This is a genomic window from Streptomyces sp. 15-116A (assembly GCF_025290915.1).
GTDB lineage: Bacteria > Actinomycetota > Actinomycetes > Streptomycetales > Streptomycetaceae > Streptomyces.
The window spans coordinates 40,159-58,205 of record NZ_JAOCQE010000006.1 but is presented as its reverse complement, the minus strand read 5'-3'; the positions used below and the strand labels follow the sequence as shown (position 1 = coordinate 58,205).

Here is an 18,047-nt window from a genome sequence, read left to right as displayed (position 1 = left end):
ACGAGGAACTGACGACTGACATGGCACTCACGTACTCCGCAGGCTCCCTGGTCACCGCGCGCGGCCGGGAGTGGGTCGTGCTCCCCGAGAGCGAGCCGGACCTGCTGGTGCTGCGCCCGCTGGGCGGCTCGGACGACGACATCGCCGCGGTGTTCCCGGCGTTCGAGGAGGTCAAGGGAGCCGAGTTCGCCCCGCCGGAGCCCGGCGACCTGGGCGACCAGCGCGCGGCCGGTCTGCTGCGCACGGCGCTGCGCGTCGGCTTCCGCTCGGGCGCGGGCCCGTTCCGCTCGCTGGCCGGGATCGCGGTGGAGCCGCGCGCCTACCAGCTGGTCCCCCTCTTGATGGCCCTGCGCCAGAAGACGGTCCGCATGCTGATCTCCGACGACGTCGGTATCGGCAAGACGATCGAGGCGGGCCTGATCGCGAGCGAGCTGCTCGCGCAGGGCGAGGCGACGGGCCTGGCGGTGCTGTGCTCCCCTGCGCTGGCGGAGCAGTGGCAGCAGGAGCTGCGCACCAAGTTCGGCATCGACGCGGAGCTGGTCCTGTCGTCCACGGTCTCGCGGCTGGAGCGCGGCCTGGATCTGGGCCAGTCGCTGTTCGACAAGTACCCGCACGTGATCGTCTCGACGGACTTCATCAAGTCCACCCGCCACCGCGACGACTTCGTACGGCACTGCCCCGACCTGGTGATCGTCGACGAGGCGCACACCTGCGTGGTCGCCGACGACACGAAGGCGGGCACGCAGAACCAGCTGCGCTACGAGCTGCTGCGCCGCGTGGCCGAGGACGCCACCCGGCATCTGCTGCTGGTGACGGCGACCCCGCACAGCGGCAAGGAGTCCGCGTTCCGCAATCTGCTGGGCCTGGTCAAGCCGGACCTGGCGCACGTGGACCTGGACTCGGAGGCGGGCCGCAAGCTCCTCGCCCAGCATTTCGTGGCGCGCAAGAGGGCGGACGTACGGCAGTACCTCACGAAGGAGGACGGTCTGGCGGACGACTCTCTCGCCGAGCGTACGGCGTTCCCGTCCGACCGCTACTTCAAGGACGAGACGTACAAGCTGTCCCTGGAGTACCGGGCCTTGCTGGACGACGCGATCGCGTACGCGAGCGAGCGCGTGGAGGAGGCGGGCGGCCAGGGCAGGCGCGAGGCCCGTATCGCGTGGTGGTCGGCGATCGCCCTGCTGCGCTCGATGGTGTCGTCACCGAGGGCGGCGGCGCAGACGCTGCGCACGAGGTCGGCGGCTGCGGTCGCCGCGTCGGCGGAGGAGGCGGACCGGCTGGGCGCCCCGCTGACCAGCGACTCGGCGGACAGTGACGCGTTGGAGGGCATGGACGTGGCCCCGGGCGCGGAGACGGACGAGAACGCGGGCTCACGCCTGGCCGAACTGGCGGCGCGGGCGGCGGCGTTGGAGGGCCCGGCGCAGGACCTGAAGCTGAAGGCGCTCATCAAGCACCTCAAAGCCCTGCTGGCGGACGGCCACAACCCGATCGTCTTCTGCCGCTACATCCCGACCGCCGAGTACCTGGCCGAGCAGCTGGGCAACGACCCGGAGTCGAAGAAGCGCGGCCCGCTGGGCGCGAAGACGGTGGTCAAGGCGGTGACGGGCACCTTGTCCCCGCAGCAGCGCGTGGAGCGCATCGAGGAGCTGGCGGCGGAGGCCGGCGAGGACGCCGCCGCGCGCCGGGTGCTGATCGCCACCGACTGCCTGTCGGAGGGCGTGAACCTCCAGCACCACTTCGACGCCGTCGTCCACTACGACCTGGCCTGGAACCCCACCCGCCACGACCAGCGCGAGGGCCGCGTCGACCGCTACGGCCAGAAGCGCGATGAGGTCCGCGTCATCACGCTGTACGGCGAGGACAACGGCATCGACGGCAAGGTGCTGGAGGTGCTGATCAAGAAGCACCGCCAGATCAAGAAGGACCTGGGCATCTCGGTGTCGGTGCCGGACGAGATGTCGACGGGCGTGACGGACGCGATCGTGGAGTGGCTGCTGCTGCGCGGCCGGCAGGGCGAGCAGGAAGCACTCTTCGCATCGGACGCCTTCCAGCAGAGCTTCGCGGACCTGGAGAAGGACTGGAACTCGGCGGCGGACCGGGAGAAGGCGTCGCGGTCGCGCTTCGCGCAGCGCTCGATCCACCCGGAGGAGGTGGCCCGCGAGGTCGCGGCGGTACGGGAGGCGCTGGGCGGCGCGGGCGAGATCGACACGTTCGTACGGGAGTCCCTGAACGCCCTGGGAGCGGTGCTGCGCGACTCCGGTGAGGGCTTCACGGCACAGATCGGCGGCACCCCGGCGGGCCTGCGGGACGCGCTGGCGCCGGTGGTGGGCGCGGACGCGGTCGAGGGGGACCGCCCGATCCCGTTCCGTACGACATCGGCGGTGGCGCGGGGCGAGGCGGCGCTGGTCCGTACGGACCCGGTGGTGGGCGCACTGGCGTCCCATGTACTGAACGCGGCACTGGACACCCAGGCGGACGGGCCGCGCCCGGCGCGCCGATGCGGCGTGGTGACGACGGACGCGGTGACGACGCGCACGACGCTCCTGCTGGTCCGCTACCGCTTCCACCTGACGCTGCCGTCCCGGAACGGCGAGAAGCAGCTGGTGGCGGAGGACGCGCGGCTGCTGGCGTTCGAGGGGGCGCCGAGAAACGCGGTGTGGCTGCCGCCGGAGCGTGCGGTGGCGCTGCTGGACGCGCAGGCGACGGAGAACACGGCGGCGGCGTTCGGTGAGCGCACGATGACGCGCATCCTGAGCCAACTGGACGACGTGACGCCGCATTTGGAGTCGTACGGCGACGACCTGGCCGAGGAACTGGACGCGTCGCACCGCCGGGTGCGGACCGCCTCCGGCGAGATCGTCCGGGGTCTGTCGGTGAAGGCCCAGAAGCCGGCCGATGTGCTGGGCGTGTACGTCTACTTGCCCGCCTCCCCCTCTGATTCCGCTGTTGTTCCCTCTGCTTCCGCTGGAGTGTCCGCCTGATGTCCGCCACGACCCGCAACCAGGTGTTCACCGCCGTCCACACCGTCGGCGGCCTGCTCCCGGCCGACATGCTGCTGCGCATCTCGGAGGGCAAGGACGTACCGGGTTCCAAGCCGGCGGACTACGGCCTGCCGTCGTCGCGTTCGGTACGGGACGAGGCGGAGCGCAGCTGGGAGTACTTGAAGCCGCTCTGGCGCGACCTGCGCAAGCACCTGCCGGGTTCGGTGGAGACGGGCGTCCCGTCGGCCGACCCGACCGGCCGCGCCGGCACGGACTGGCTGGCGCCGCTGTGGCGCGAGCTCGGCTTCGGCCGGCTGACGCCGGTCGGCCCGGCGGGGATCGCGGCGGACTCGGACGCGGAGAAGAAGTTCCCGGTCTCGCACAAGTGGCAGCACGCCCTGATCCACCAGACGCCGTGGAACGGCGAGCTGGACAAGCGCCCGGGCGGGGCGGGCACGGTGCCGCCCCAGTCGATGCTCCAGGAGTGCCTGAACCGCACGGAGGCACACCTGTGGGGCGTCCTCACCAACGGCCGCCAGGTGCGGCTGCTCCGCGACTCCAGCGCGCTGGCGACGGCGTCGTACGTCGAGTTCGACCTTGAGGCGATCTTCGACGGCGAGCTGTTCAGCGAGTTCGTGCTGCTGTACCGGCTGCTGCATGTGTCGCGGTTCGAGGTGGCGGAGGGGGCGGCGCCGTCCGCTTGCTGGCTGGAGAAGTGGCGCACGGAGGCCATCGCGTCGGGGACGCGAGCGCTGGACCAGCTACGGAAGGGCGTGCAGGAGGCGATCACCGCGCTGGGCACCGGCTTTCTGCGGCATCCGGAGAACGCGGCCCTACGAGAGAACATCCACCCGAAGGCTCTCCAAGCGGCCCTGCTCCGTCTCGTCTATCGGCTCCTCTTCGTCTTCGTTGCGGAGGACCGTGACGCGCTGCTCTCGCCGAACGCGGATCCGCAGGCGCGCGAACGCTACGAGAAGTACTTCTCGTCGGCCCGGCTGCGTGCACACGCCAGAAGGCGGCGCGGCACGGCCCACGGTGACCAGTACGAGGCACTGCGCATCGTCCTGACGGCTCTCGGTGACGAGAACGGCCGCCCTGAGCTGGGCCTGCCCGGCCTCGGCGGCCTGTTCAACGACGCGGAAGCGGACGCTCCGCTGCGCGGCTTGAAACTCTCCAACGAGGCGCTGCTGACGGCCGTACGCCACCTGTCGTTGGTCCGGGACGGCAGCTCGGGCCGTTGGCGGACGGTTGACTACCGCCATCTCGACGCGGAGGAGCTGGGGTCGGTTTACGAGTCCCTGCTGGAGCTGGAGCCGAAGTACAGCGCCGCCGACCGTACCTTCGCGCTCGTCGAGGTGGCGGGCAACACCCGCAAGACGACGGGCAGCTACTACACGCCGTCCTCGCTCATCGAGTGCCTGCTGAACTCCAGCCTTGACCCGGTGATCGATGACGCCGTAAAACGCGGCGAGGAAGCGGCCTCCCGGTCAGGGGAAGCCGATCCGGCAAACTCCATCGTGAACGAACTGCTGTCCCTGACGGTCTGCGACCCCGCGTGCGGCTCCGGACACTTCCTCGTGGCGGCGGCCCGCCGCATCGCGAAGCGGGTCGCCGCAGTCCGAGAGCGCAACCCCGAGCCCACCCTGGACGCCGTGCGTCACGCGTTGCACGAGGTCGTCGCCCGGTGCATCTACGGTGTCGACCTCAACCCCATGGCCGTGGACCTGGCCAAGGTGTCCCTGTGGCTGGAGGCACTGGAGCCGGGCAAGCCGCTGAGCTTCCTGGACGCGCACATCAAGCACGGCAACGCCCTGATCGGTGCGACCCCTGCCCTACTGAAGGCGGGAATCCCCGACGAAGCTTTCAAGCCGATCGAGGGTGATGACAAGAAATATGCTAAGGCCCTTGAAAAGCAGAACCGGCTCGAACACGCTGGCCAACGCGGGTTGTTCGAGCTGGGCACAGAATCCAAGGTAGCCAACACCGCGTTCGCGTCCCGCTTGCGTAGCATCACTTCAGCCAATGCGGACACTCTAGCCGAGGTCCGCCGCCAAGAGGCCGCCTTCCATGACTGGTCGAAATCCGCCGAGTACATTCACGCGCTCCGCGTTGCAGACGCCTGGTGCGCGGCGTTCATGTGGCCTAAGAATCCGGGGGCTCCACTCGCAGTAACCCAGGAAGTCTTCGAAATCCTTCAGGATCCTTCGGACGGCACACTACCGCAATCAACACACGACGAGATCGAACGCCTCAGAGATCAGTACGCTTTTTTCCACTGGCACCTGGAGTTCCCCGACGTATTCTTCGTTCCCGAGGCGGACCCAGAGGTGTCCCAGGCAAACCCTGCGACGGGCTGGACAGGAGGATTCGACTGCGTAATGGGGAACCCTCCCTGGGAGCGTATCGCTTTTGACGACGAGGAGTTCTTCACTAAACGCGCACCACACCTCTTGTCCCACAAGACAACAAACGCCCGGAAAAATGCGATCATCGAGGCATTGGATGCGGGCGCCGAGTGGAGGAGCGAGTACTACGGAGAACTCAGAAGGCGCGCCGAACTCACGCATTTCTTGTCTAATTGTGGCCGCTACCCACTGACTGCCCGTGGACGCCTTAAGACCCAGGCGCTCTTCTCATCCCTGGTCATTGATTTGAATCGCCTTGGCGGCTGGGCGGGTGTAATCGTAACAACGAGCGTTCTTACAGACGTTCCAATGAAAGATTTCTGGGAGCACCTTCGAGAGTCAGGGATCCTACGGGGCCTACTCGACTGCGAGAACAGTGAAGGCATCTTTCCTGCAGTTCACCGCTCGACAAAGTTCACGCTGCTCACACTGCAGAGGGAGCAAGTCGAGAAAGCCTCCACGTCCCTGACCCTCGGAGTTTATCTACGCTCAGAAGAGGATCTAAAGGACTCAAACCGCATCTACCAACTCCCTCTCGACGGACTCAGCGTACTCAACCCGATCACCAAACAGCTCCCAATTTGTGTATCCCGCCGCGATTTTGATCTGCTGATGCTGCTCACTCGGAATAGCAGACCTGGGCTTCTCGTAACTCCTTGGGTCGGCTTCACCTCCGAGGGGTTCTCAAAGTATTATCAAAATACCGCAGGGGCCAACACGATGGGCCTCTTCGAGGGGAAAATGATCCACCAATTCGACGCCCGTTTCGCCGACTACGAACGGAGCTCGATCAACGATGTATCCCCCGGCGATAAGCTCAAGCCGACTGTCCACCAATATCATTGCGACTTGGCGATCGTCGAGGAATTCCTCGCACGTAAGGGGAATTCGTCCGAGTGGGTTACCGTGGTACGCGACTATGTGCGCGCGGTTGACTCAAGGACTGCGATCGCAGCCGTGGTCCCACGCACCGTTCCAATACAGCCGTTGAACGGCTTCTCGGTTCCAGGTGGCGCCAAAGCTCACGCCTGGGCATTGGCAGTGATCAATAGCTTTGCCTACGACTTCATGGCCAAACAAAAGACACCCGGCCAGCACTTCAATGTCACGATCATGAGGCAGATCCCGATCATCGCCCCAGTTGATGACATCGCCCAGTTCGCGCTGACGAGAACGCTCGAACTGTGCTACATAAACGAAGAACTGAGGCCATTCGCATACGATCTCGGCGATTCCTCAAATCCCTTCTGTTGGGACGACCAACGACGCGAGGTTATCCGAGCCGAGCTTGATGCGTTCTTCTTTCACCTCTACGGTGTGACCCGCGAAGACGCCGCCTATATCTTGGACACGTTCCGCATCGTCAAGAACAAGGACGAAGACAGATACGGCACGTACCGCACAAAGGAGCTGATCCTCACCGAGTACGACCGCATGGCTGCCGCCGGGCTCACTCTGGAGAACCCGCTCGTGGACGGCGAGAACTACACCTCTACCCTGACCCCGCCCCCGGGCCACGGCCCCCGCCACCCGGCCTGACGGCTCGCCCAGAGACAGGAGTCCTACGGACCATGAGCGACCCGCGTGACCCGCAGCAGCCCGATCGGCTGCCCTCGGACTACGAGCTCGAAGCATGGCGCGGCATCCAGCAGTTCAAGGGCCGCCCCCTGTCACGGGCGATGAGTAACGCCGGCGAGCACGTGGCCAACGGCGTCGCGAAACTCGGTAAGCGTGCCGCGAAGCAACTGGAGAACCGCCCACGGGCCCAGGCGGCGGTCTCGCGGGGACAGGAGTTCGTCGCCAAGGGCACCCGGAAGGCCGGTGCCAAGGCTCGCGAAGCCGCCGAAGCCCTGCCGGACTGGAGCGGTGCTGCCGCGCAGTCCATACGGCGGACGGTGGGACGCGTCTCACGAGCGGGCCTCTCCCCCAAGCGGGTGGTGGCGCTCCACCAGAAGCGCGGGCATGACGTCGAGTCGCTCTCCGACCTGCGTCGCCTCGACCTTGAGCAGATCGACTCTGTGCGTGGACGGGGAGCAAGCTGGTACTACCCGGCCGCAGCAGCGCTCTCGGGAGCCGGTGCGGGTCTCGCGATCTCCGGCGGCCAGCTCGCCATCGCCGCCTCCGCCGGTGCCGCAGCGGCACCTTCGGGAGGTGCCATCGCGGGCGCCTTCACCGCCGACGCCGCTGCAGTCCTCGCCCTCGCGTCGCGCGCCGTCGGCCATGTCTCGCTGTTCTACGGCTACGACCCCGAAGAGCCTGCCGAGAAGCTCTTCGCGATGTCCGTCGTCAACGTCGGGACGGCGAGTTCGGCCACTGCCAAGAACGCCGCGATGGCCGACCTCTCGCGCCTCACTCAGGCGCTCTTCCGCGGCAAGACGTGGGACGTACTCAGCGAGTCGGTCGTCACCAAGGTCGCCGAGCAGTTCGCGAAGGCGTTCGGCTTCCGGCTCACCAAGAAGGGCCTCGGCAAGGCCGTACCCGCATTCGGGATCGTCGTCGGCAGCACCCTCAACTGGAGCACGCTAGAGGGGATCGTCGACGCAGCCGACATGGCGTACCGGCGGCGGTTCCTCCTGGACAAGTACCCGCATCTCGCCGACGAAGCGACGCTCGAATCGTTCGTCGTCGACGACGACTCCGACCTTGCGGACGACGCCGAGGACGGGATCAGCGTGCTCGATGAGATCGTCGAGGCAGGCGGACCCAACCTCCGCTGACCCCCTGCGTCCCGGCGGCCGACGCGCAGCACGCGACCGCCGGGACTACGCAGCTCAGGCCCCCGCCGCGAACCCCACGAACCGCGCCCAGCCGTCCCGGCCGACCGCGAAGTCGGGGCGCGTGACGTCCTTGGAATCGCGTACGTGCACCGCCCCTTCGGTGACAGCGACCTCAACACAGTCGTCTCCCTGGGCGCTGCTGTAGCTGGACTTGAACCAATCGAGTTCGGACGTGTTCATAGCGCTCCTCTGATCCGCACCAGCAGGCTCATGGAGTCCTTCGGGGAAAGTGCCTGCGAGCGCAGTCTTGCATAGCGCATGTGGATGCGGCTGACCTCTTTCGGATCAGCGATCAAGCGGCCGTTCTCCTGGCCCTCGGAGTACGCTCGCCATCGGCCGTCCGGCATCTCCAGCAGTCGTACAGGCCCCGAAAGGCACGCATGCTGCTCGCTGTTCGCAGGCATGACCTGGACGGTGACGTTGCGCAGCGAGCTGAGCTCAAGGATGAGGTCGAGCTGCTCTGCGGTGACATCCGTCCCTCCCAAGCGGCGCATGAACACAGCTTCTTCGATGACGAAGTCGAACGTCGTGTTGGGCCGTTCGCGGAGCAGTTGCTGACGCTCCATGCGTACCTGCACCGTGGTCTCCAGGGCGTCATCCGACAGAGGTGGGATCTCGTTCTCGCACAGGGCCCGTACGTACCCCTCCGACTGCAACAACCCCGGCACCAACCGGCACTCATACGTGCACAGGCTGACCGCAACGCGCTCCAGCCGAGCCCACCTACGAAACCAAGCCGCCAACCCCGCCTCCCCCCGCGTAAGAAACCGCGCCGACTTCCGCAACGCCCCCGTGTTCCCCGTCGCCTCCTCCGCCCGCTCCACGAACGCCTCGTCCGGCATGCGCCGCCCCAACTCCACCGACTCCACAGTGTGCTTGGAGAACCGCACCCGCTCGGCGAACTCCGCCCGGCTCAGGCCGGCGTTCTCGCGGAGCGCCTGGACGACCGCGCCGAACGTCCGCAGACTGTCCGACGGGTCCGGCTCCCGCTCCCCCTCACACACCGCCGGCTCATCATTCACGCCCGCCCCGTTCGTCATCCGCGGCCACCTCCAGGTGCGTACGTACCGTCCTGCATCCCCGCACTCGACAGCACCCAGAGTGACGGCAAGATCCCCGTACCGTCCACCGATTGTGCCCGTACGCTGACGCACCGTACGGGCCGTGCTCCTGGATCGCGCCCCCGCGCAACCGCCACCGTGGCCCCATGCACGCAACCACGCCCCAACTTCCCGCGTCCGTCCGCACGTTCTCGCAGCTGCTGTCCTCCACCCGCCGCGGCGCCCGTCTCGCCCGCCTCCTGGCCGTCGAGCAGCTCCGCACCTGGGACGTGTCACCCGACGTCACCGAACGCGCCGAAGTGATCACCGCCGAGCTCGCCGCCAACGCGGCGCTCCACGGACGGGTGCCGGGCCGCAGCTTCCGCCTCGGCCTCACCCTCACCACCACGACCGGCACCCTCCGCATCGCCGTCAGCGACGCCCGCGGCGATCACCTGCCCACATCGAACCCACCGGAGGCGGACTCCGAGTCGGGCCGCGGCCTCCTCCTCGTCGCCGCCCTCGCCGACCGCTGGGGCACCGAGCCGTACCCGCCCACCGGCAAGACGGTGTGGGCCGAGTGCGACGGTGCGGGCGCTTGACGTGGCCACGAACGTGCCCGTGCTACCCCGCGTGCCGTTTCGGCGTCGCGCCTGGCCGACCGGTTCGTGCTGCTGACGGGGTCGTCCGGCAGTGGCACGTCCTCATCGCCACTTGACCGCTGGGATGACAATGATGCAAGCGAGTTCGAGGGAGTGGCCGGCCAGTATGCCTCGATCAGCCCGGGATCGCGCCGCAACACCGCCCGCCCTACTGCAACAGGTCTGCCGGTCTCGGGGGAATGCCTCGAAGGTGTCGGCCGGACTGTCGCATCCTCAGCAGCATGCCGTGCCCGTCATCGGCCGCGACAAGGCCCTCCACCACGGCCTCTCGCATGAGATCGACGGTGTTCTTGACGCAGATGCCCTTGCGGCGCGCGTAGTGGCCGGCTTCGCCGTCGTCCGTGATCCACACCGAACCGGCGAACTCACTCCGATGTTCGATGAGGAGCAGCGTCTCTGCCTCACCCAGGTGCTGCCGGGGCCGGGACGGTGAGCCCGCGAAGACGACGCGGCGGACGCGGTCGACCAGGGCTGTTTCGGCCGGGTCGTCGATCTCGATCGGGTCGCCGAGCCATCCGCCGTCGATCACCTGGCTCAGTCTCGGCCAGTACTGCTTCGACTGCGCCGCTTCTGCCGCGACCGCCTGTGTCCAACGGCCGCGACCGTCGAGAACCTTCTCCAGCAGACTCAGGCGGTCGACGACCGCGAAGTTGCACAGCACCGTGTTGTCGGGAAACCAGCAATGGCGCGTCATGGCTGGAAGACCAGGTCCCCTTCGTCGGCACCCGTGCTGGAGGACTCCACGCCCGGCGGGACCGGTTCGGGTTCGAGCCTGCCGCGAACTGTGTCGACGTCCAGGCCGGTGTACGCGGCCAGCGGACGCAGGGTGGTGTCGCCGGCCAGATACGCCTCGTAGAGGAGCAGGGCCGGCCGGTAGGGGAGACGCTTGGTCTGTGACCACGTCTTACGCGCTTCGTACAGGTCACTCTGGCCCGCCAGCCAGTGGCAGTCCTGCGTGGTCATTCCACGGAGTCTGTTCGCGGACTCCGAGGTGATGGCACGGAGTTGGCCGAGCCGGGCCGCGAGAGCGCTGGGCGATACCTCGAATCGCACGACCAGCTGGGTGAGTCGTTCGTCGGTGAGTTCGCTGTTCTGCACCGCTGCGACGATCTCGTCCCTCGGCATCAGGAGGTTGGCGGCGAACACGTTGGCGCGTACCTCGGTCAGGTCCTTCTGATGTCCAGGGGACAGATGCGTCTCTGTCAGCAGATCCTGGGCATCTCGCGCCAAGATGTGGCCGAGTTCGTGGGCGAGCGTGAAGCGCTGACGAGTGGGTACGTCGGTCAGGGCGAGCATCACCAGCCGGAATCCGTCGGCCTGCCAGGCGGCGCCGTCGAGTCCGTCGGGCAGGCCGACTTTCGCGACGTCCACGCCGAAGGCGCGCTCTGCGAGCTGGAGCAGATCGGCAGTGCCCAGTTCGCCGATGGCCGGCGCCCCCTCGCCCCTGAGCCTGGCCAGGGCGTCGTCAGCCAGGGCCACGCCCTGGTCGACGTAGCGCTTGAGGTCTGCCCGTACAGTCGGCAGCTCCGGCAGCTCGGGCGACAGACCGAGGAGATCGATCACTTCGTACGCCGTGGTGAAGCGCTCGATCAGTTCGCTCAGCCTGTCGCGGCCCCGCTCATCGACTGTCGGTACGCTCGTGCGCGCCGCGAAGGAGGGGCGCTGCGGTTCCCGCCCGGTCAGCAGCCAGTCCACCGTGGTGTGGCCGAACTCCGCGATCCGGGCCAGGTCGTACGACGTGAACCTGCGGACGCCGGCCAGGGACTTGGAGAGTTTGTCGGACGTCAGCCCGATCGCTTCGGCGAACGCCGCCTGGTTGACCGACGCCGCTGCCATGACACTGCGTACACGATCGATCACGGACTCGCTCATGAATTTACCGTACGAGCTAGTTGCGAAAATCGCAACACGGTATCGGCTGGCGTCGTACCGAGCGGCCGTGAACCGCGACCGCTGTGCCGCCACCGTCAGGGCTGTGGCTGTCGCCGCTCGCGGTTCACGTGTCGTCGCTGCTCTCACCCGTGCAGCCCCACGCACTCACGGAGAACCGTCTCCAGACGCACGTGAGTGTCCTCGCGGTCGAAGACCTGGAGGGCGTCGAGGCAGGCGACGAGCCATCGGGCCTCGTCCTCGTCGTCGACTCCCGCCCGCAGCACGACGGCGGTGACGGCCGCCTCGATGTCGAACGGTCCCTCCTCGAACTCCGCCGCGAGCGCCCGGTACGCGGTGGCGAGCAGCGGATCCGCGTACACACCGGTCGCCTCGACGAACGCGGCGGCCTCGGCCCGGTCCGTGCGCAGGCCCGCCAGGCGGCGCAGCACCTCGTCAGGGTCCTCCAGTTCGGTGTGCAGACGGTGCGCCCGTCCGACCAGCAGCGGCCAGCCGCCGGTCAGCTCATGGAGGCGGTCCAGGCGGTCCTCCGTGTGGAACATCTCCACACGCTGCGCCCAGCCGCGCAGGCTGCGCTGATCGTGGCGGCGCAGCACCACGGGGGCGGCCGAGGTCTGTTCCGTACCCATCAGCAGCGATCGCCACAGGGCGAGCTGGGCCGGATCGGTGACGAGGACGACCGCGCGGGTCACCCCCGGGGTGTGGGGCAGCAGGTTCTCGGCGAGGTCGACGGCCTCACGGCAGGTCTCGGGCCGTACCGGATCGCGGTAGTTGACGAAATCGCTGATGACGACCCGCCGTTCCCGTGGGCGTCCGCCGACGAGTTCCTGCTTGTAGACACTGGGCTTGCCGACAGCCGGCAGTTGCCAGTCGGCGATGCGCCCGGCGATGGTACGCAGGGTGTCGGCGACATCCTTGACGCCGGTGGCATCGGTGCCGAGGACGACCCTCGTCTGGTTGGCCCGCTCGCCGAGCAGATCGTCCAGCTGCGTGATGCTGAGCGGGGCGGGCCGGCCGTCGGGCAGTTCGGGGCGGCCCTCCTGCACGATGCTCTCCTGCAGCTTGTAGTCCCGCTCCGCACGGAGCAGGCGGGCTTCCACCTCGTGCGAGGTGCCGATCATGCGCAGCGCGTTGGGACCGCGCAGGTGCCAGCCCTGGCCGTCGTGGTTGGGGGCGAGGATGCCGAGTCCCACCATCTCGGACAGATAGGCGCGGAAGCCCTCGGTGTCGAGCTGCTCGAAGCCCTTGCGCCAGAACGTCTCGCACTCCTCGCGCAGTTCGGTGTCGCTCAGCCGCACCTCCAGTCCGTGATGGCGGGCGTGGTGCGCCAGCACATTGGCGATCACGTCGTAGCGGTGGTCGAGGCTCAGCGTGTCCTTGAAGGCCGCCGAGATGCTCTCCCTGAGGCCGGAGTCCGACTCCACGATCTCGATGTCGGCGAGCTCCACCGTGTACGGGGGTCCTTCCGCTCCGCGCCGCGCCCGCTTGCGGTGCATCACCTCGACCAGCCGGTGCCCGAACATCTGCAGCAGGAAGGGCTGGTAGGAGCAGTAGCCGAGCACCCGGTTGACGAGGTCCAGATCGCCGAACTCGAAGCCGAGTGCCCGCATCGGCTCGACGAGCAGTTCGGCGGCGAACTGGGGAGCGAGCGGACCGATCACCTTCGGGGTCTGCGCGAGGTGGCCGAACGGGCCGTTGCTCGCCAGCTTGGAGAACCGCTGCACGGAGTGCAGACCGGCGAACACGACCTTGGCGTGGTCCTTGGTGTCCGAGCCGAGGCCCTTGAGTTTCTTCGTCTGGTCGAAGCGGGGGGCATCCGCCTCGAAGAACTGGTCGCACTCGTCGAGCAGGATCAGCAGGCGACGACGGGAGTCCCCGTCGAGCCACGTGCGAATGGCCGTGCGGACCCGGTCGGACACATCCTTGCCCGACTTTCGCCCCTGCGGCCGGTCCGGCGTCACCTGCACCGCGGCCAGCTCCCGGTCCAGGACGCTCCACAGCATCTCCGGGCCCAGTGCGCTGCCCTTGCCGATGTTCTCCTGGTCGAGGTTCACGTACACCGCCTGGTGGTAGCCCGGACGCTGCTCCATGAACCGCTCCCCGGCATCGGCCAGCAGTGCCGACTTGCCCAGGCCGCGGCCGCCGAAGATGACCTGGGTGCCGCGCGGGTCGATGATGCTCTTGCGTTCGGCGTCACGGCCGTAGAACATCTCGCCGCCGATCCGGCCGCGCTTCTCCCGGATGTAGGGATTGACGCCGGAGAACGGCAGCAGCGTCTGGGTGGCGGTGCTGGCCTGGCGGTTTCCTCGTGCGGCGAGATAGGCGAGGGCGGCGTCGTCGACGACCAGCAGCGGCTGCAGCCGGCCGGCTCCGGCGGCGAGCTCGGCGCGGTGCTCGCGGCTGAGCGTGCCGAAGTAGGCGACCAGGAGACTCGATCCGCTGGTGTCGGGCTCCGCCAGGCTCATGACGAACTCGGCGGGCGGCCGGCCCCAGACCATCAGCACCCGCAGCGTGCCGCCCTGCTCCCTGATCTGCGAACCGAACGCGGGCGCCTTCGCCCTGCCGTTGATCTCCACATCGGTCAGCTCGAACAGACGGTGCTCGCGACGGCGACCGCGATGCGTCCGCTCATCGAGTGGCCTGGCGCTCTTGGCGTCGTAGCCGAGGAGCTTGAGGGCGGGCAGGAGCTGCCGCTTGGCGGAGACCTCGAGCCGGTCGTTCGGCTCGGCCGCGGCCAGGATCCGCCACTCGTCGAGCGCGTCGGCCGCCAGCGCCGCCTCGTCGGTGGACAGCGAGCTGTAGTCCAGGACGGGCAGCGTGGGGTGCTTGCCGGCGGCCCGGACCAGCTCGACCAGGTCGCGGTCGATGCCCTTCGGCAGACCGTCGGGCACCGTCGGGAAGAAATCGGTCAGGTGCGACTCGCCACCGTCGATCTCCGGGACCTGTTCTCCGATCTCCAGGAAGTACACCAGGTCGGCTGCGGTGGGCAGGCCGCCGGTGTCCAGGTGCCGCAGGACCTGGGCCCGTTCCTCTTCCGGAAGGTCGAGGGCGTCGAGCCGGGCCCGGATCCGGTCGGCGGCCTGCTGCCGGTAGGCGGGCAGGTCACCGCGTACGGTGTCGAGCGCCCGCCGTACGTCCATCAGGTCGTGGCTGCCAGGGCCGTCGAGCTGGTCGCGGGCGCCGGCCAGCAGCGCCTGGAGGCGCAGGTCCTGGTCGTCGGTCACGGCTCCGTCGGCCTGGGCACGGTGCAGCTCGGCGACGAGTTCGTCGTGCACACGGCGCAGCTCCGTGCGCCTGCGGGTCTCCCGCTCATCGATCTCGGCCGGCGCGGGCGGGGTGAACGTCCCCGGCTGCACGGCGGGCAGCAGCCCGCGTCCGGCCAGGTCCGCGATGGTGCGGGCCGCGGCGAACGCGTCATGGTCGAGCCGCTCGGCGAGGGCGTCCTGCCAGTCGCGGTCGACCGCTGCGAGCAGCCGGCCGAGCGGCGGCTGCTCGGCGCGGGTGTCGCACACCTTCAGCAGCTCCGCGTCCAGGAGCAGTTCGGGGTCGACCGAGCCGCCGGTGCGGGCGGCGGCGGTGTCACCGGCCAGCAGAGCGAACAGTTCCTCCACAGCGTCACGGGCCGCCCATGCCGTCGCGGCGGAGACAGCGCCCGAGCGACGGCCCATCTGCTCCAGCTCCGCGAGCACGGCCTCCCTGCCCGCCAGCAGAGAGTGACGCAAGGAGGAGATCTCCTTGACCGCCCTGCTGCCGTCGGACCGGTCGCCGCGCCGGATGCTGTCGACGGCCAGGCACCACTCCTTGACCAGGCTGACCACGCGTTCCACGAGATGCACCAGATCCTGCCGTCCGGAGCCCTGGAGCGGTTTGCCGCTGGCCGAGCGGTACTTGCGGTCCATGCGGTCGATCTCGTTGTTGATCTCGCTCAGCTTCGACAGGCGTTCGGCCTTCTCCCGCACCTGCGGCACCGCGTCGCGGTGGTCGTCGGCCACGGTCGTGAGCAGCGATCCGAGCATTCCCTTGTCCGGAGCCAGCCAGTGCTTCGCGATCTCCGTCGCCCGTGCGAAGCGCAGCCTCGGCGGCGCCAGCAGGGCACGGGAATGGTCCCGCAGCTCGCGCAGCCGGGCCTCCGTCCTGGACACGTCGGCGAAGACGTTCAGTGGGGAGGCGATCAGCAGGGCGCCGCTGAGAGCGCGGTCGGCCACCGAGGCGGCGGCCTCAGCGAGGCGGTCCGGCAGCCGGGGCACCAGAGCCTTGAGCTGGGCGCCCGCCGTGTGGTCGCCGGTGATCAACGCTGTGCGCAGCAGGGCGGGCAGCAGAAGCAGTGCACAGTCCTCCGCCTCCCGGCCCGCGTATCCGCCGTACTGCTGGAGCAGGTCCATGGTGAGCCGGGCGCCCTGGCTGTCACCGGAGGTGAGCAGCGCTGCGGCACCGGCCAGGCGGAGCGCCGCGACCTGCGGCGCGGGGCGATGGGCGGCCTTCGCCACGTGATGGGCCAGTCCGAAGCGGCGCTCCGCGATGAGCTGCGCCAAGGCCTGCTCGGCCGCGGACGCGACGGGATCCTCACCCTGCCCCTCGTCGTCCGCGGCGGAGACGGCGGGAACGGTCTTGGGGACGGGCGGCGTGGCTTGGGCCGATGTCAGGGAAGGTGCAGTCTCCTCGCCCGGCGTGGAGGGCTCGACCGTGTGCGCGGGCTCCGGGACCAGCTCTGTCTCGGTTTCCGCCTCCGTCGCAGTGGGCTGTGCCGGGTCACCGACGGCGGGACGGGCCGTCGTCAGGGCGGGCGCGCTGCTGCCCGGGTCCGGGACGGGCTGGAACTCCCGGTCTTCGGCGGCAGGCCCGGTGGTCTCCGGCCCCGTGCCCTGCTCGGTCTGAACCGGCGAAGGGGCAACGGCGTCCGTCATGGGCGCGGCGGCGGGATCGGACGGGCCGGTCGCCACCACGTTCGTTGCCTCGCCGTTCTCATCGGCCGTGCCCTCCGCCTGCGGCAACGTCAGTTCGTGCGGCATCACCGCAGCGACGGCGCACTCGGGCAGCACCGTGGTGACCTCCTGCTGCAGAGCGAGGATCTCCGCCGCGGCGTCCGCCTGCCGTCCCAGCCGGATGAGCCGGGCCAGCGCGGCAAGCGCGTCACTCTCCTCACGCTGCGGGCGGTCCCACACCGCGGTGTCCAGCAGTCTTCGGGCCACACCCCGTACGGCCTCGGCAGCGGGCGCCACAGGACTGTCCGGCCGGCACGTGACATGCAGCATGGTCTCGACCGCTTCGCGTGCCTTCAGGTCGCGTGCGTGCGTCGTACGGTACGCGTGTGCGGCTCGCGTCATGTCCGCCAAGCGGCGTCGTACCCCCTCGATACCCGCCGCACGGAACGCCGCCTCCGCGCTGTCGAAGTATCCGCTCAGCGCGCTCAGGACAGCCACATCCGCGTCCTGCGGAGCCCGGCCGTCCGTGATCGCGCCGGTCACGCTCTCCGCGGCATGCCGGGCGCGGTCCAGAGCCCCCTCCAGCTCACGACAGGCCGCCTCCGGTTCCGTGACCTCCTCGGTTCCGGCATGCGCGGAAACGCTGGCGATCTGCTCGTCCGCGGCGGTGCGCCCACGCGGATTCTCGTCCTTCGTCGACGGCGTGGCCTCCGCCGCACCAGGCCTGAATCCCGGGTACGCCGCCTTCACGGACCGCGCCGCGTCCCCGACAGCGGCGAGTTGTTCGCTCCCCTTGTCCTCGGCCGTCCCCGCGAACCAGTCCTGGTCCGCCGCCCAGGCGATGATGTGAGCGTCGGCGACGGAAGCGTTGCACCAGGCGAACACCGTGGCCCGGACAAGTGTCGCTCCCCACCGGGACACCGGGTCGGGCACCGTCTCGCCGTCCGGCGCGAAGACAAACCTGACCACCTGGTTCATCACGGTGGAGGTGAGGTCCCTGACCCCGCGCGTACGCGGCTGCTGCGCTGCCTCGCGACGCAGTCGGCACAGTACGTCCCGGCACAGGGCGCTGCCCGCGCGGCGAGGGGCTGCTATGCGGATGCCCAGTCTGCGCAGCAGCTCCTGCCGGGTCTTGTGCGGCAGGGAGTTGAAGGCGAGTTCGACCATGTCGACGGTGAGGTCGTGCAGAGCGGTGGCCGGGTCTTCCACGCTGTTGAGGGCGGCGGCCAGGCGCTCGAGATGCTCGACCGAGACACCGGGCGGGGACAGAGGCGGTTCCGCAACGACGCTGTAGCGGTCCTCCATGTACGCGTACTCCGTTCTGTGACAGGTGTGCGGTGGTGCGGGATCAGCTCAGCTCGGGAGCCGTG

At 68.8% G+C, this 18,047-nt stretch carries 9 protein-coding genes; 4 read left to right on the top strand and 5 right to left on the bottom strand.

Annotated features, from left to right (window positions below):
* The first annotated feature begins 20 nt into the window (after positions 1 to 20).
* The 3 genes from N4P33_RS02385 to N4P33_RS02375 are packed head-to-tail and all read left to right on the top strand — an operon-like array spanning position 21 to position 8,103.
* Complete coding sequence (locus N4P33_RS02385) at positions 21 to 2,981, top strand: DEAD/DEAH box helicase (protein ID WP_260824455.1); 2,961 nt, start codon at positions 21 to 23, stop codon at positions 2,979 to 2,981.
* Complete coding sequence (locus tag N4P33_RS02380) at positions 2,981 to 6,925, top strand: Eco57I restriction-modification methylase domain-containing protein (protein WP_260824454.1); 3,945 nt, start codon at positions 2,981 to 2,983, stop codon at positions 6,923 to 6,925. Before N4P33_RS02385 ends, N4P33_RS02380 begins: the two co-directional genes overlap by 1 nt.
* A 32-nt stretch (positions 6,926 to 6,957) precedes the next feature.
* Positions 6,958 to 8,103 (top strand): EcsC family protein, encoded by a 1,146-nt coding sequence (locus tag N4P33_RS02375; protein ID WP_260824453.1) that lies wholly within the window; start codon positions 6,958 to 6,960, stop codon positions 8,101 to 8,103.
* 54 nt (positions 8,104 to 8,157) lie between these two features.
* Here the strand turns inward: N4P33_RS02375 and N4P33_RS02370 are convergent, their stop codons facing one another.
* Both N4P33_RS02370 and N4P33_RS02365 read right to left on the bottom strand, forming a co-directional pair.
* Positions 8,158 to 8,343 carry a DUF397 domain-containing protein gene (locus tag N4P33_RS02370; protein ID WP_260824452.1) on the bottom strand — a complete coding sequence of 62 codons (186 nt, stop codon included), beginning with the start codon at positions 8,341 to 8,343 and terminating at the stop codon, positions 8,158 to 8,160.
* Entirely contained in the window at positions 8,340 to 9,203 is an 864-nt protein-coding gene (locus N4P33_RS02365; protein WP_260824451.1) for a helix-turn-helix transcriptional regulator, read from the bottom strand. The genes N4P33_RS02370 and N4P33_RS02365 overlap by 4 nt, the downstream gene beginning before the upstream one ends.
* Before the next feature lie 167 nt (positions 9,204 to 9,370).
* Between N4P33_RS02365 and N4P33_RS02360 the strand changes: the two genes are divergently transcribed.
* Positions 9,371 to 9,805, top strand: a complete 435-nt coding sequence (locus N4P33_RS02360; RefSeq protein ID WP_260824450.1) for an ATP-binding protein — start codon at positions 9,371 to 9,373, stop codon at positions 9,803 to 9,805.
* Positions 9,806 to 10,013: 208 nt separating this feature from the next.
* Here the strand turns inward: N4P33_RS02360 and N4P33_RS02355 are convergent, their stop codons facing one another.
* The 3 genes from N4P33_RS02355 to N4P33_RS02345 form a co-directional block, all read right to left on the bottom strand.
* On the bottom strand, positions 10,014 to 10,559 hold the full coding sequence (locus tag N4P33_RS02355) for a hypothetical protein (protein WP_260824449.1): 546 nt from the start codon (positions 10,557 to 10,559) through the stop codon (positions 10,014 to 10,016).
* Positions 10,556 to 11,737: an XRE family transcriptional regulator gene (locus tag N4P33_RS02350; RefSeq protein ID WP_260824448.1), complete on the bottom strand. Its 1,182-nt coding sequence runs from the start codon at positions 11,735 to 11,737 to the stop codon at positions 10,556 to 10,558. The genes N4P33_RS02355 and N4P33_RS02350 overlap by 4 nt, the downstream gene beginning before the upstream one ends.
* Before the next feature lie 143 nt (positions 11,738 to 11,880).
* Positions 11,881 to 17,982 carry a hypothetical protein gene (locus N4P33_RS02345; RefSeq protein WP_260824447.1) on the bottom strand — a complete coding sequence of 2,034 codons (6,102 nt, stop codon included), beginning with the start codon at positions 17,980 to 17,982 and terminating at the stop codon, positions 11,881 to 11,883.
* Between the last annotated feature and the right edge of the window lie 65 nt (positions 17,983 to 18,047).